This window comes from Pseudomonas sp. GW821-FHT07G06 (assembly GCF_058986625.1).
In genome coordinates this window covers 1-15,702 of record NZ_JBYSVW010000032.1, presented here as the reverse complement: position 1 = coordinate 15,702, position 15,702 = coordinate 1, and the positions used below count along the sequence as shown (strand labels likewise).

Annotated in this window: 11 protein-coding genes; 5 read left to right on the top strand and 6 right to left on the bottom strand. The window is 54.3% G+C overall.

The annotated features are described in order from the left end of the window. Nucleotide 1 precedes the first annotated feature (1 nt). Genes AC3WJW_RS29430 through AC3WJW_RS29420 form a run of 3 tightly spaced genes read right to left on the bottom strand, consistent with a single transcriptional unit; the run spans nt 2 to nt 3,337 of the window. Nucleotides 2–802 (bottom strand): sugar phosphate isomerase/epimerase family protein, encoded by an 801-nt coding sequence (locus AC3WJW_RS29430; protein WP_493728465.1) that lies wholly within the window; start codon nt 800–802, stop codon nt 2–4. Continuing rightward, nucleotides 795–1,976: a 3-dehydroquinate synthase family protein gene (locus AC3WJW_RS29425; protein ID WP_493728464.1), complete on the bottom strand. Its 1,182-nt coding sequence runs from the start codon at nt 1,974–1,976 to the stop codon at nt 795–797. The genes AC3WJW_RS29430 and AC3WJW_RS29425 overlap by 8 nt, the downstream gene beginning before the upstream one ends. After that, nucleotides 1,973–3,337, bottom strand: a complete 1,365-nt coding sequence (locus AC3WJW_RS29420) for an MATE family efflux transporter (protein WP_493728463.1) — start codon at nt 3,335–3,337, stop codon at nt 1,973–1,975. The genes AC3WJW_RS29425 and AC3WJW_RS29420 overlap by 4 nt, the downstream gene beginning before the upstream one ends. 226 nt (nt 3,338–3,563) lie before the next feature. On the opposite strand from AC3WJW_RS29420, the gene AC3WJW_RS29415 reads away from it, so the two are divergent. The 3 genes from AC3WJW_RS29415 (at nt 3,564) to AC3WJW_RS29405 (ending at nt 10,333) form a co-directional block, all read left to right on the top strand. Next, the gene (locus AC3WJW_RS29415) at nt 3,564–6,668 is read left to right on the top strand and encodes an amino acid adenylation domain-containing protein (RefSeq protein WP_493728462.1); all 3,105 of its coding nucleotides are present in this window, start codon (nt 3,564–3,566) and stop codon (nt 6,666–6,668) included. A gap of 55 nt (nt 6,669–6,723) precedes the next feature. Continuing rightward, nucleotides 6,724–9,261 (top strand): hypothetical protein, encoded by a 2,538-nt coding sequence (locus AC3WJW_RS29410; RefSeq protein ID WP_493728461.1) that lies wholly within the window; start codon nt 6,724–6,726, stop codon nt 9,259–9,261. Nucleotides 9,262–9,415: 154 nt separating this feature from the next. Continuing rightward, the gene (locus AC3WJW_RS29405; RefSeq protein ID WP_493728460.1) at nt 9,416–10,333 is read left to right on the top strand and encodes a LysR family transcriptional regulator; all 918 of its coding nucleotides are present in this window, start codon (nt 9,416–9,418) and stop codon (nt 10,331–10,333) included. A gap of 10 nt (nt 10,334–10,343) precedes the next feature. Here the strand turns inward: AC3WJW_RS29405 and AC3WJW_RS29400 are convergent, their stop codons facing one another. Both AC3WJW_RS29400 and AC3WJW_RS29395 read right to left on the bottom strand, forming a co-directional pair. Continuing rightward, nucleotides 10,344–11,888: a sensor domain-containing diguanylate cyclase gene (locus AC3WJW_RS29400; protein WP_493728459.1), complete on the bottom strand. Its 1,545-nt coding sequence runs from the start codon at nt 11,886–11,888 to the stop codon at nt 10,344–10,346. An 81-nt stretch (nt 11,889–11,969) separates the two neighbouring features. Continuing rightward, nucleotides 11,970–12,497 (bottom strand): DUF3087 family protein, encoded by a 528-nt coding sequence (locus tag AC3WJW_RS29395; protein WP_493728458.1) that lies wholly within the window; start codon nt 12,495–12,497, stop codon nt 11,970–11,972. A gap of 234 nt (nt 12,498–12,731) precedes the next feature. Between AC3WJW_RS29395 and ppnN the strand changes: the two genes are divergently transcribed. Both ppnN and AC3WJW_RS29385 read left to right on the top strand, forming a co-directional pair. After that, nucleotides 12,732–14,105, top strand: coding sequence for a nucleotide 5'-monophosphate nucleosidase PpnN (gene ppnN / locus AC3WJW_RS29390; protein WP_007979011.1), 1,374 nt, complete (start codon nt 12,732–12,734; stop codon nt 14,103–14,105). Nucleotides 14,106–14,194: 89 nt separating this feature from the next. Beyond that, entirely contained in the window at nt 14,195–14,635 is a 441-nt protein-coding gene (locus AC3WJW_RS29385) for an NUDIX hydrolase (protein ID WP_493728457.1), read from the top strand. A gap of 170 nt (nt 14,636–14,805) precedes the next feature. Here the strand turns inward: AC3WJW_RS29385 and AC3WJW_RS29380 are convergent, their stop codons facing one another. After that, on the bottom strand, nt 14,806–15,129 hold the full coding sequence (locus AC3WJW_RS29380; protein ID WP_218484267.1) for a DUF6124 family protein: 324 nt from the start codon (nt 15,127–15,129) through the stop codon (nt 14,806–14,808). Nucleotides 15,130–15,702 lie beyond the last annotated feature (573 nt).

The following is a 15,702-nucleotide window of genomic DNA, read 5'->3' as shown; positions in this document are numbered from 1 at the left end:
TTTACCCTTGCAATCCGGAAAGACATGAGCGCAGAAATTCGATATCGGCGTTCATTCCATCCACTGAAAGTTTGGTGTAGTCATTTTCAAGGATGTAGGCATCACAAAACCCCAGGCGCTCTATTCGTTCAATAATGGCAGCAACATTTCCTTCGCCCTGCCCTAGAAGGGCATTATCATAACCAGGCAATACGCCATCTTTGACATGGACCTGAGAGAGCAAATATGGATGAACCGAAGAAATAATATCTTCAACTGAGTGCCCCCAACGGAGTGGATTAAAAATATCCAGAAGCACCCTGAAATTGGGTTCGCCAACCTGCCCCACCAGCGCTAACTGCTCTTCCGCTGACAAACTGTTTTCGCTGGCAATCAAGACCGGATGTCGTTGCGCCGTTTGACACAATTCTTTGAATAACATTGCCGTTTCGGCAAGATCATTAGCCCCCACTATTTCATTTTTATTGAAGCTCGGGATATATACGGCGGGCACATCCAAAACCTCTGCCACATGGAAAACATGTTGGCAAAATTCAAAAAATTCAGTCCTGAGTTTTTTCCCGTCATAACTATTCAGGCCAAAATCCTCAACCAGGTTCAATCCTATGGCACTGATTTTCTGACGACTATCTCTACACCCAAGACATTGACGCAACTGTTGTTCATTGCCGACACAACACGCCCTCAACATACGCATCTGGGACAGCGTCTGGATGCCCACGTGCATCATCATTCGATCCGGCAACGCGCCAGGCAGGCCGGATTCGGGCAAATTCCAGGTCACGCAACCTACGTTAGTCATCGTGGGATTCCAGGTAAGTAACCGCCTGCTGCAACTGCCCACAAGTAAGCTCACGCCAGTATTCAATATAAGCAACTGTGCCAATCGTTACAGGGACAACCAGGTTCAGCGCTCCGGCACGATGCGCAACAATTGCCGACAAGGATTCATACAGGGCTGCTGTCTCGACCTCTGCGGGGACGGTCACTCTCAAGCCTGCACTTTTCAGCGTATTAACAATGGCATGGCAGGTATCCCACGCCAGCAGACTGCGTTGGGCACTGATGACGGCAGATAAGGCAATGTCGATAGCGACGGCTTCACCATGACTCACTTTATAGTTAGTCGCCGATTCAATATGCGGGCTAAAGGTATGACCAAAATCGACATACCGCTGATAACTATCAAGTTCATACAAATTCTCAGACAACTCCATCAGCATGCCAGCCACAGAACGGTCAATAACCTCCCAGCCCATGGCACTTTGGAGCCTGTCTTCATTCATATGAGCCGAGACGTTGACCAGTTGCCTGAAAAGTGTTGCATCCTTGATGATCGCTATTTTTATCGCTTCCGCAAAACCAGCTCTTAAATGCTCTACGGCGAGCGTCTTTAAAAAACAAGGGCAAACAAAGGTATGCTCTGCCGGGTAAAATGCCCCCAAGACACTTTTTTTACCCTCATAGTTAATTCCGTTCTTTATGCCAACCGCAGCATCAATCATGCCAATAAATGTAGTCGGAATCTTTATGCACTTTACACCACGCCTGTATATCGATGCGGCAAACCCGACAACATCCAGGCATACGCCACCACCGACAGCAATAATTTGGCCATTTCTTGGCAAGTTGACTTCCTTTGCCAGGCGACACACTTCCAGCGACATCTCAATTTCTTTATTCACCTCGGTTACAGCAAGCTCGAAAAAACAGACACGCTCCCCCCCTTTCAGCTGAGAGAACTTTCTGCGAATCGACTCGCCATAGAGAGCATTTACGGTCGGGGTGTAAATGACTATGGCAGCGCCAGTGTCGACGATAGATTCCAGCAAATCAGAGCTTTCTGAAAATATATTGTCAGAAAGAACAACCTTGTGCTCCCTTAATAGTTTTGAACTGATTACGTACTGATTGCCGCACCGCTTTACCTCAGATACTGAATGCCACCTATTTGAAGAATTTATTAAACTTCTCATGACTCACGCCCCTCTTTGTTCGTGAACAACGCATCAAAGTCCCGCGAAACAGCGGCTACGGGTTTTGATGTAATCTTTATAAGTCGCTTTATGACATACCTCACCGCATAACTACTGACCACCGCCTGAGATAGAAATGCGAAGTTTGAGAGCAAGCATAACCATTGAAGTGTGACTTTGTTCAAGCTGATCAGGAATAGAAGAGGAATGACAAATGTTGCCAGGCGAGTACAAATAGCCAGCAGCGACCAGATCGTTCGCCCGGATGCCTGCAATATCGAACCATTGATATGTATCAGGCCTGATGTCACAAAGTTCAACGAGATACACGAGAGGAAATAGGCCGCTTTACCTTTTACATGGCTGTCATTGGAAAAAAAAGATACCATGGCGCTTCCCCACAAAAAGCACCCTGCGGTCAAGCACAGCATCGTACTCACCACCATCATCAACGATACAGCATATATTTCTTTTACCTTGCCAATATCGTTGGCGCCAAAATAGTACGCAGCTACTGGGACGCATCCATAAGCAACCGAAGCGGACGGGATAAAAAACGCCTGGATTAACATTAGCCCAATCCCTACTGCCGCCTGCACTTGCGCACCCAGTTTTGCAGCTGCCCAATACATCAGTCCGGTGTACACATAAATCACAAACGTTTCCAAGCCTGCTGGCAGGCCGACTGAAATTATTCGTCTTGCGATAACACTCTCCCAGCGAAACGTTATTCTCGGTTGTGCAAAATCACGATAACGATCAATTGCTCTATATAAGATAATCGCCGCTGCAACCGAGGTTGCCAGGGTGGTAGCCAATCCAGCGCCTAACGTGCCAAGCCCTGTGATGCCCGGCACACCGAAGATCAATAACGGCGCCAAAACCAGGTTGATTGGAACGCATATGCATTGAGCAACCAATGGCCCAAAGGGCTCGCCAGCTGCACGCAGCCCGAACGTTGCCACGGTGATAATAATTTGCAGCGCTAATCCAGGCGTATAGCCATATAAATAGGATTCGCCCATCTCTTGTGCGGCCGCACCCGAGGCTAACCCTGACAAGGCGCGCCCGCCGCCCATATAACCCACAACGACAACACATACACTGCAGGCGATAGCCATCAGCCCTGCATGAATAAAAATCGTACGCGCCTGTGCATATTTTCCTGCCCCCAACGCTTGGCCAACCAAGGACACAGCACCTATGCCCAGTAGTTGGCCAAGCACGCCGGTAAGAAAAGCAGCGCTGGCTGTTGAGGTGACCCCCGCTATGGCATCAGTGCCCAACCGGCTGACAAAAAACAAATCAATAACCAGATGTAAGGATTGAATAACGATTCCCACCCCGATGGGAATAGACATTCGAGAAATGCTCTTTGCGACTCTTATATGATCAGCAAACATAGCCTCTCGCTCCAATGGCATTACTGCACTAAGCAGGAGATCCATAGTGCAATGCGAATGGCTAGCAGAATAATGCCTGCGTGGTGCTGTGCAACTACCAAATTTGGTAGTTGCACGTCGCCCTTGCAGCCAGCAGGATAACTGACGAGCCATCAATTACCTGTCGACCGAGGGGGAGTTTAATATGAATTATAGTACTTATGAAAGTATCATTGACATGTTCCTACACCATGTAATCGCCTCCCCAGATCGCATCGCCGTTAAATGCGGGACACAGCGGTTAACCTATAAGCAACTGAACGAATATGCAGATCGAGTGGCCGCATACCTAGAACAAAAGGGTGCCGCAAGCCATAGCGTTATCGCTGTTGCCATGGAGAGAACAGTCCAACTGGTAGCCGTTTGTTTGGGAATCATGAAGCATGGCAGTGCCTACCTTCCAATAGACACCGAATACCCCGAGGAAAGAATCCAGAGTTTGCTGATCAACGCCAAGGTTGAGCATATTTTTTGCGACGTCCCCGTGCCTTTTCCTCAGCCATTTTCTGAGGGAGTCGTAAACCCGCAAGACATTATCAACAATAGCTATCAACGAAAACGTTTTAATCTGCCAAGTAAGGAGACACCGGCTTACTGCATATATACGTCTGGCTCCACCGGCGAACCTAAAGGCGTATTAATAAGTCACGGTGGGTTATTGAATCATACCCAATGGTTTATAGATGAATTTGGCGTTACTGATTCTGACATAATATTGCAACGAACCTCGGTCGCATTTGACGCGTCCGTATGGGAACTATGGACTGGGCTGGCGGCCGGAGCCTGTACGGTTATGCTCCCCGCGGCTTATGCTAAACATCCGCTTGGCATACTGTTGATAATGGAACAAGAGCATATATCGATTGCGCAGTTTGTTCCCACGCTGCTATTTGAATTAGTGCGGTTAAGGCAATTCGAGCATATTTCCTGCCGTTTGGTCTTTTGCGGCGGTGAGTCATTAACCTGGGCGCTTGTCGATCAGTTCTTTTCGAAAACCCAAAGTCAGTTGGTCAATCTCTATGGGCCTACCGAGACGACCATCGACGCGACTTTTTGGCGTGTAAATCAGGATGCCAACAAGCATTTGCCTCCACCCATTGGTAAGCCCATTCGCGGCATACAAGTTTATCTGCTGGATGAACAGGGTGCCCCCGTCATGCAGGAGCAAGAGGGGGAAATAGCAATTGCTGGACCAGGCGTAGCGATAGGGTATGTGAATACTCCAGACGATCACGCCCTGTGCTTTTCAGAACTCAACGTTAATGGAAAGCCAGTACGCATTTATAAAACCGGGGACATCGGGATTGTTTCAGCCTCGGGAGAGCTTTCCTTCCTCGGTCGGCGTGACAGTCAGCACAAGGTAAATGGACATCGGGTCGAGTTTTTGGCCATTGAGCAAATCGTCCAACAAACACCTGGAGTGCATTACGCCACCGTCTATCTCGACACCTTGGCCAGCGGAGAAAAACAGATTTGTGCGTGTTATGTAGCTGAGACCAACGTTGAGACTCACTTGCTTGACCAAAGGATCAAACAGGTAGTCTCAGCCCAACTCCCCGCCTACATGCACCTCAGCCGGCTGTATTCGCTTGCCAGTCTACCTCTTTTGCCTAACGGCAAGGTCAATCACAACGCGCTGCGTGAAATGAATGCAAAACCCAGTGTCATCACACCGTCAGTCAATGGCGACGCTTCGACATTGGATCGATTACAAACTATCTGGAAAGAAATCCTCAGCCATCAGACGATCTCGGCCGACAGCCATTTTTTTGAATGCGGCGCGACGTCCCTTTCGGTGATGATGCTTCTTGGCAGAATTGCCAACCTTTTCAATGTTGACCTGTCCCCCAAAGATATTTTCGACCATCCGATACTGGCTCAGCAGGCGGGGTTGCTCAATGGCAGCGCACGCCAGGCCGGTGAAAACTGCCTATTGCTGGACGCCCATGCCTGGCGCAAGCGCGAAGGTGACGATACGCCCGGGCTGGCTCAACGCGAAATCCTTGAAAAGCCACCAGAAACCCCAGCCTATCTGGAAAATGTGGTGATGGCGTTTTACATTCGAGGCGAGTGTTCAGTGATCAGGGTTCGCGAAGCCTTCGGCGCCGTACTTGAACAGCAACCGGCGTTACGTTGTAGTTTCGAATTCGACTCACACGGCCAGTGGCGTCGTTCACAACACGCCTTTGACGAGTTCTCGTTGCCTTTTCACCGGATAAACCTGGCACTTAAAAGCGATGTCAGTCGAACCGTGGCCGATCTGATCATTGAAGAATCATTGACCGCTTTTGACCTGAGACATCCACCGTTGATTCGGGCAGCCTACCTTGAATGCCAAGGGGCGGATGACGTGTTGATCATCACCGCCCATCACATTGCATTCGATGGCTGGTCAGGTGCGATACTAATGGACCAGCTCTGCGCGCACTATCAGTCATTGCTCGCCACCGGCGTGCCTGACGAAGCCAATCACTACCTGCAATACGCAGATTATACCGATGCTCAACATCAACGTTTGGCTGAAAACCTGCTGGAAAAACATAACGTTTTTTGGCAAGAGACACTGAAACAACTGCCCGAACCCTTTCCACTGCGCGGCGCTATTGAGCGGCCTCGGCAATTTACCTATCGCAGTGCCGCTCTACCGCTCAATCTGGATGCGCAGTACCCCGCAATAGCGCAATTGTGCAGCCGAACGGGTATCAGCCTTTATACCGTTATCCTCACTGCGTTCTTTGTTTCTCTCGCCAGAAACACAGGCATGATCGACCTCTACATACGCTCTCCGGTAGCTAACCGGACCGACGCGGCCCTGGAGCCGGTAGTGGGGTATTTTGTTCACCCCATGGTGATTCGACCCCGGCTTTCTGATTGGTCACCTTCTCTGCGGCTGCTGGAGCAGGTCAATCATTGCGTGTTGGATGCCTACGGCCACGCCATGCTGCCGCCGCATATTTTTGAGGCCAACTGTTCGCCCCGCGCTGTCGCTTACGGCTCTCGATTTCCCTATTGGTACAACCACCATAACTATCCTTCACAGCAACGCCAGTTAGGCACTTCACGGTTGCATGGTATCGGGGTTCCACCCAGCGGGATAAAGACCGATGTTTCACTTAACACACTACGTACCGAAGGCGGACTGATCGGAAGTCTTTCCTACTATCGTGACGCCATTTCTGACGATTGCGCGCAAGCCCTGTTGGCCAGTTTCAAGCACGTATTGAATGAGTTATTTGCCATCGGGAAGTGACGGCAAGTAGTGGTGCAGTGCCAAGGCACACTATTTACAGGAGACGATCATTGTGATGGGTCAATTCACTGAAACACCTGAAAACAGTACTACATCGTTACTTCTGTATGTAGATGAACTGCCTGAGCTTGTAGAGAAGACAGTGAAATTCAGTGGCCGCTGCGAAGTTGTTCGGCAACTGGGGGGGCTCTCGTTCCTGCGAGTGGCCAGCCAATATTTTTCATTGCAGGTAATTGTTCTGGATTCGACACTCAGAAGCGCCACAGCCCGGATTCGCCAAGGAGACATCGTCTCGGTGACTGGCCTGTTAAGATCAAGGCCGGATGCCCACAAGCGTTCAGCAAGCCCGCGAATAGATCCGAATAAATACGAGCTCGTTCTCCAACAATTCTCCATCATTCTTCAATCGCAAAAAATTGATCTCTTCACAGAGACGGACACAAAAAAGAGGCAATCCCTCAGGCATCGCCATCATCAGGCTAGTCAACTCATATCGTTGATCAGGCATTACCTTGAGCAGCAAGGCTTTGTCCAGCTTCAGGCACCGTCGTCGACGGACTTCCATGAGCAGCAACGAGTACGGGAGCTAACGGCACTGAGCGATATCAGCTTTTTCAGTTCACCCCTGTTCAGCACTTACACGACCGAGCAGTTGATGCATGGCATGTCGCGTTTTTATTTTTTTGTCGAGGGAGCAGGCCCCCTGCCCGACTTGCTGCATATTGTGTTTGCTCATCATGAACCTGCGTATGAGGACATACTGAACGCTATCACCAAACATGTTATCGAGCTGCTCGCGCCTGATATTCATTGGGAGCTGGATGAGGCAGCAGCTCACTGGCAAGACTTGATCCTTCATACCCAGCCGTCACCTCGAATCTCCAGCAGCTACACCGGGTCGCCCCCCCTTCAGCCCCTTGCCAGCGCGAATAATGGTAAACGGATTGCAATACGCAGGCGCCTGCAAGACGCGCAAGAAGCGTCGGGCGGTATCGCCACGGCCATGAGTTTGACCCTGGGCTCGTTCAAAGAATCGCTGGAAGCAACCACCCACGCTAAACAGTTCAAGCCACCCACGCACGAAGTTCTGGCAGACATAGACGCTGAAAACGGCGCAGCCTACGAAGCATACTCAAAACTGGAATCTGAGCATCAGATGCTGTTGGTCGAACGATCCCTAAAGGCGTTCAACCCCCATCAAGACTTTTCTGCAGCTCGATGCTCATCCCAGGCAGCGCTACGCTACATGGAACCTGCCCTGCATCACTACGGAATTGATCCGGCCATGGCGCAACGATTTCTCTCGCTCCAGGCCCAGCTCCACGGAGACTCCAGCACTTCTGTTTGCCCCATTGCGTTATTCCAGCTGCTGTGGACAGTGCTGGGCAATCCGTCGGTCAAACTGTTGCTACAGAGCAGTACTAGCCAAGACCGTCTGCTGTTCACGTTTGTCAAGCAACGGATCTTGACCGATATTCGCCAACTAGTGTTTATCCATCCCTCCGCGATTGACGCCCTGGAGTCGTTACTGGAGCGCATACTCGACAAAGATACGCTGGGGCAGCTTCGCACACTGTTGCGCAACGTGATCGCTAAAACACCCACCGAGCTTGCAACGTTGCTGACCACCCTGGCAGCAATGGAGCCCGCGAGCGCCAACGCTGCAATCGCACAAACAAAAAAGCTCGAAAATGCCGTGAAGCACGGTCTTACCACGCCTTACTGGTTGTCGCTCTATTTAGGTTGTGAGGACCACGGCCCGCTCATCAATGCGCTACGCATCAGCAATCTGCAATCCAGTCAGCGGATACTTGGCAATACCCCTGTTCTTTCATCCATATCAGAAAACAGCTTGAATGTGATTGATAGCGTAATTGTCGACAACCACAAGAGTTTACCACTCGCCGAGACTATTTATACGTTATTCAGACCAGTCACCGCAGGAATTAGCGAGGTGGAAAATACACTATCTGAATTGCAAGACCATTGCGCTCATATAGAGCACGCACGATTAAAGAGATCCAACCTAAACTTCATTCCACACCTGCACTGCTATCACTACATTGTCTATCAGTGGCGACAAATTCATGATCGCATCCGAATTTATCTATCTAAAAACGCAGCGTCATTTTTTGCAAAATCGACGACCGGCATTTGCACCGACATTAATCGGGAGCTTTTTAAAAGAGCCGATCATTTTCATTTGAATATATTCAGTGAACGCTTAGGGAGAGTTATAGGCAATGTACAGCTGTACACCTTAAGCATCAACTACGAAAACGCACTACTTATTCGCGGCATAAACCCGACAAAAAACTACTCAACCGTTTATTTGGCGGATGAACTATTGAATTGTGTCATTGCGTGCGCAAAGGATCTTGCGGCTGAAAATGATTTTTCGCTGGTTTGCGTTGCAGAACAAAATGGCCTTTGGAATTCTAACTCCAATCGCCCAGAGATACGTGCCGCGCTGGCGAAACGGGTTGCGCATCAGGACCCTATTGTCTTGGAACGTCCCTTTCTTCTTTATAATCACTACACTACAGAAATATATATTTCTTCCGTCTATCCACTTTGGCGTAGCCCACGTTAAACCACCCGCTGTACTTGTCAGCTCGCAGCAATAATGGTGTAACGTCAAAAATCGCAGCCATTGGGGGATGGTCGCGGTTCTTATTACTGCACACGGATCTCAGGGAACGCATATTCTTCTGTAGTTACCGTATTGCCCCTCAAGGATTTTGCACATGCTATCGACCGAAGACCTGGCGCTACTCGAGGCCATCCGCGAAACCGGCAGCCTGTCGCGGGCGGCGGCGCACCTGGGCAAGGCGCCGTCGACCGTGTCCTATGCGGCGCGGCAACTGGAGGAACGCTTCGATGCGTTGCTGTTCGACCGCCGCCGCTACCGTTTGCAACTGACCCCGGCGGGCGAGTTGCTGGTCAACGAAGCGGCGCGGCTGATGCAGGACGTCTCGCGCCTGACCCAGCGGGTCCAGCAAGTGGCCAATGGCTGGGAGAGCCGCCTGTGGATCGTCACCGACGAGCTGCTGGAGTTCGAAACCCTGATCCCGGTGATCGACGAATTCGATGCGCTGCAATCCGGCGTACCGCTGCGCATCACCCACGAAGTCCTCAAGGGGGTCTGGGAAGCCCTGCGCGAAGGCCGCGCGGACCTGATCATCGGCGCCACCAATGAGCCTCCGGCGATCCCGTCCCTGCGCTGGATGCAACTGGGGGAAATGGAATGGGTGTTTGCGGTGTCACCCAGGCACCCGCTGGCCAAGGCCAAAGGCCCGATTACCCGGGCCATGGTCGCGCAGCACCGGGCCATTGTGGTGGCCGATTCGTCCAGAGTCAGCGAGGGCCGCACCTACGGCGTCACCGGCGGGCAAACGGTGCTGGCCGTGCCGACCATGGGCGCGAAAATCCTCGCCCAGTGCCATGCGCTGGGGGTGGGTTGGCTGCCGCGGAACCGGATTGGCTCGCTGCTGAAAAACGGTACGCTGGTTGAAAAGCCGATGGCCGACCCGCGCGAACCGAACATCCTCTACGCCGGCTGGCGTGGCGACCATGACGGTCGCGCCCTCCGCTGGTGGCTGGAGCAGCTTGAAAAACCCGGCCTGGCAACCCGGCTGGTTCAGGGAACGGACCGGTTTGCCTGACGCCTGAACCTCAGTTGGCAATCACACTCATATTGCGCCCACTGGCCTTGGCCACGTACAGCGCCTTGTCCGCCGCACCGATCAGGTCTTCGGAGCGAACCTGGGAAGCACCATTGCTGGCACACACGCCAACGCTGACGGTGACGGCGCCTTCCGGGCTGTCGCTGTGGGCAATAGCGGCCTGCAGCACCGCGCGACGGATTTTCTCCGCCACCAGGAATGCCCCCACGTAGTCGGTGCCGGGCAGCACCACCGCAAACTCCTCGCCACCATAACGGGCGGCCAGGTCACCGGGGCGCTTGATATTGTCGGTGATGATCGCACCGACCTTGCGTAAACACTCATCACCGGCCAAGTGGCCGTAGCGGTCATTGAACGGTTTGAAATGATCGACATCGATCATCAGCAGTGCCAGTTCGGTCTGGCTGCGCCGGGCACGGCCCATTTCGGCATCGATGAACGCGTCGAACTGACGCCGGTTGGCCAGCCCCGTCAACGCGTCTTTCAGGGCCAGGCCCTCGAGGTTGCGATTGACCTCCAGGAGCTTGTCCTGGGTGTCCAGCAGCTCGACCTGCACCAGGTTCTGCTGCTTCATCAGCTTGATCAGCCGGAACCCCAATACCCCGAGAACACTTAGCAACAGCGTGACGATGCCGGCGCTGAGCAGCGTTTCCTTGCGCCAACTGGCCAGCACTTCATCCTTGTTCAGCGCGACAAAAACGATCAGCGGATAACCCTCGACCCGGCGATAGCCCGTTACCCGCTCGACACCGTCGATGACCGACGTGATCGTGGCCGTGCCCGCATCGCCCTTGGGCAACAGCTGGGTGAACAACGGGCTCTTGGCGAGACTGCTGCCGATATCCGCCTCCTTGAAAGGTCGGCGAATGACAATGCTGGCGTTGTCGGCGATCAGGGTGATCACGCCGTTGCTGCCCATGTCGATGCTGTCGTAGAGCTGCAGGAAATGACTGAGGTAAATCGTCGCCAGCGCCACGCCGGCAAAACTGCCGTCGGGATGATTGAGCCGACGCGAAACCGTCATGATCCACTCGCCGCTCGAACGGCTCTTGATCGACGGCCCGATGTGCGGCCCTCGGCTGGGGTTGTCGCGATGGAAGATGAAGTATTCGCGGTCGGAATTGTTGACGCCGGTTTGGCCGGCGCCATTGGAATTGGCGAGCCACCGGCCGTTTTCGTCGAAAACGAACAAGCCATGGAGCTGGCTCAGCTCACTGCGCTGGGCGTTGAGCAATGGCGGCAACCGGGATTTATCCACGCCGTCGTGTTCCAGGCGATCGACCAACGTGAACAGCAGCGTATCGGCCTGCTTGATCGTTGCCTGCGCTTGAGAAGCCAGGGTCTGCGCAAGGTTGGACATCACCACTTCCTTGTCATGCAGGTGGTACTGGCGTGAGCTCCAGGCTTCCCAGATCACGATAGCCACCATCGACAGGCACACCGCCACCAGCAAGGTCACCGCCGAGCGGACCTTGAGCCGGGGCACGGCTGGCCGAAGCATTTCAATTTGATCGTTGATCAATGGATGTCCCATGGTGCTCCCTGTGTCGATGACGGACGAGCCTTCCTGACCGCCGTTTTTGCTCACTATGCCCGAGCCGGGCTCGTCATGATGTTAGCGCGGCGCCTGCTTTACCGCCTCCAGCCACGCAGGATCCAGCCGTGTCTGTTCGATTTCGATGCCCTGTGCTTGCATCCGTTCCTTGTGCTGGTCCATTTCGCGGATCAATTGGCCGTGGTCACTGGAGTTGCCATCGAGTTGATGCATCTGGTTCAAGCCCAAATGGTAGAAACGCAACAGCTTCATCGCAACCGGATCACCCCGTTCCACGGCCGCCGTTACATGATGCATGACATTGGTGATGCTCATCAGGCTGCGCTTGAGCTGCCAACTGTAGACCGCAGGCGCCATCCACGCCTGATGCCAGAACACCTTGCGCATCAGCACCACCATCGCCAGCACGGCAACAAACACACCACCGACGTTGAAGCGCAGATTGTCGCCCAACGGCGTGCCGAACAGCGCCACCGCCGCCGTGGACAGCACCATCGCCAGCGCCAGGAAGATCAGGGCAATGATGACCGTGCTGCGCCGTGTCTGTTGCCGGTAGCTGTCAGCGTTCATCGGCTGGATTTCGAACATTGCGTCGGGTTTCCTGAGCTGAAAGGGTAAAAAGGGGTCTGAGGCAAAAAGACAGCGGGCCATTATCGCCTCTGCGAGGGATTTAGCTATGCTGGGGCTCCTTTTCATCTTTTCATCGTCAAGCGGGGGACATGGCGAGACCGCGCAGTTCGTGCCATCTTCTTTCATGAATACACATTATTCGGATGCCATTCGTAGTTGCTGTGTGAATGACATCGTTTTAAGGATCATTGAATGACCCAACGCCAAGTTATCAACGCCTCCGTCAGCCCCAAGGGCAGCCTGGAAACGCTCTCGCAGCGGGAAGTCCAGCAATTGAGCGAAGCCGGTTCCGGCAGCACCTATACCCTCTTCCGCCAGTGCGCCCTGGCCATCCTCAACACCGGCGCCCATGTCGACAACGCCAAGACCATTCTGGAAGCCTACAAGGATTTCGAGATCCGCATTCACCAGCAGGACCGCGGCGTACGCCTGGAACTGCTGAACGCCCCGGCCGACGCCTTCGTCGACGGCGAAATGATCGCCAGCACCCGGGAAATGCTGTTCAGCGCCCTGCGTGACATCGTCTACACCGAAAACGAACTCGACAGCCAGCGCATCGACCTGAGCAACTCCCAGGGCATCAGCGACTACGTCTTCCACCTGCTGCGCAACGCCCGCACCCTGCGCCCCGGCGTCGAGCCGAAGATCGTGGTGTGCTGGGGCGGGCACTCGATCAACACCGAAGAATACAAATACACCAAGAAAGTCGGCCACGAACTGGGCCTGCGCAGCCTGGACATCTGCACCGGTTGCGGCCCCGGCGTGATGAAAGGCCCGATGAAAGGCGCGACCATCGCCCACGCCAAGCAACGCATCCACGGCGGCCGCTACCTGGGCCTGACCGAACCCGGCATCATCGCCGCCGAAGCGCCGAACCCGATCGTCAACGAACTGGTGATCCTGCCGGACATCGAAAAACGCCTGGAAGCCTTCGTCCGCGTCGGCCACGGCATCATCATCTTCCCGGGCGGCGCCGGTACGGCCGAGGAATTCCTGTACCTGCTGGGCATCCTGATGCACCCGGACAACGCAGGCATTCCCTTCCCGGTCGTCCTCACCGGGCCGAAACATGCCGCGCCGTACCTGGAGCAACTGGACGCGTTCGTCGGCGCCACCCTGGGCGACGCCGCCAAGCAGCACTACCAGATCATCATCGATGACCCGGCCGAAGTGGCGCGCCAGATGACCCAGGGCCTCAAGGCGGTCAAGCAGTTCCGCCGCGAGCGCAACGACGCGTTCCACTTCAACTGGCTGTTGAAAATCGACGAAGGCTTCCAGCGCCCGTTCGACCCGACCCACGAAAACATGGCCAACCTGAAACTGAGCCTCGACCTGCCCTCCCACGAACTGGCGGCCAACCTGCGCCGCGCGTTCTCCGGCATCGTCGCCGGCAACGTCAAGGACAAGGGCATCCGCCTGATCGAAGAGCACGGGCCTTACCAGATCCATGGTGACGCCGCGATCATGCAACCGCTGGACCTGCTGCTCAAAGCCTTCGTCGCCCAGCACCGCATGAAACTGCCGGGCGGCGCGGCGTATGTGCCGTGTTATCGGGTAGTGGCTTAACCCTATCGGTGTAATAACGCCGACTTGAGCTTTACCGTCGCGGGCCGCAGTGAAAGCTGCGGTTCGCGGCACTCTATGGAAAGAAAAAAATGCGCCAACGTAATTCCGCCAGGCTGCTGGTGATCAATCCCTCGCAACAGGTTCTGCTGTTTCACTTCCAGCACAAAGGCGATGCCCTCGACGGCCAAAGCCACTGGGCGACACCCGGTGGCGGGCTTGAGCCGGGTGAATCCTTTGAGGCTGCGGCGGTTCGTGAGCTGTTTGAAGAAACGGGTTTACTCATCGACACGGTGGGTCCGAGCGTTGCAGAACGCAGTTTTCCGATGATGCTGCCCAGTGGTGAAACGGTGCTGTCGGTTGAACGGTATTTTGTGGTTCATACCGAGAGTGAACGCCTGTCCCGTGAGGGGTGGACGGCTCACGAAGTCCGGGTCATGGCTGACCATAAGTGGTGGTCCGTAGCGGAGCTGCGAGAGACCCGAGAAACGGTGTGGCCGGAGCGGTTGATCGAGATGCTGGAAAGCGCCTGAAGCGTTCCTGCGTACACAAACCCTGTGGCGAGGGGGCTTGCCCCCGTTGGGCTGCGTAGCGGCCCTAAAAGCCGTTACCCGGTTTCCCGGAGATGAACGTAAGGACCATTTTTGGGGGGGCGCTTCGCACCCCAACGGGGGCAAGCCCCCTCGCCACAAAAGCTCGGCGTTTAGTCCAGTGGGGCAACGTTATCCAGTGCACGATTGACCGCCAGGTCCGCCAGCATGATCACCTGCTGGATCCCCAACAACATGCTGCGTTGCGGGCCATCCAGGAATGTTGCGAAATCACTGGCCATGACGCTCGCCGACGCCAGCGATTCACAGGCATGGGCCAACAGGCTTTCGGTGTCGATGTTCGGCGCGATGGTGAACATCGTGCTGGGGTTGTGGGGGGCGTTGTTTTTGAGGATGGCGGGTTTCAGGTGGAGGCCGGATGCACGTTGGGTGGTATCGGCTTCTGATTCGGGGGGATTGGGTGTGGGTTTGACCATGGTGGAGCTCCTGTAGAAATTGGAGCCACCAAGACCTGTCGCTAAACAAGTAAGGGTGGCGACTGTACGAAGGTTAGCGAACCGGTTACAGGCAAACCCGGTAGACCCGAAGGTCTCCGACGCACAGCCGCCATAATCAAATTGCAGACATAGAAACGCATGCAATCAAGACTGGAGTGCTGGTGTCCCTGTAACTGTTCGGATCGCTAAATCCGGGCGCTGAATTTGCAGCGACACGGAAACGATAAAGACCAGGCACAAGGCGCACAAGCCGGCGGATTCTGGCGTAGTTGTAGGCAACGACGCAAGGCGGTGTAGCCTCACTCCTGGTCCTACAGCCTTGCCTGACATCCATAATTTCTGGCCATTTTGATGGTGTGAGGCAGAGGATTTTCGTTGGCTGTAAGGCCGTCTTCGCGAGCAGGCTCGCTCCCACAGGTGCCGAGTACAGCTCCAAGGAATTGGTCGGCTGTCAGGCCGCCTTCGCGGGCAAGCCCGCTCCCACAGGTGCCGAGTACAGCTCCAAGGAATTGGTCGGCTGTCAGGCCGCCTTCGCGGGCAAGCCCGCTCCCA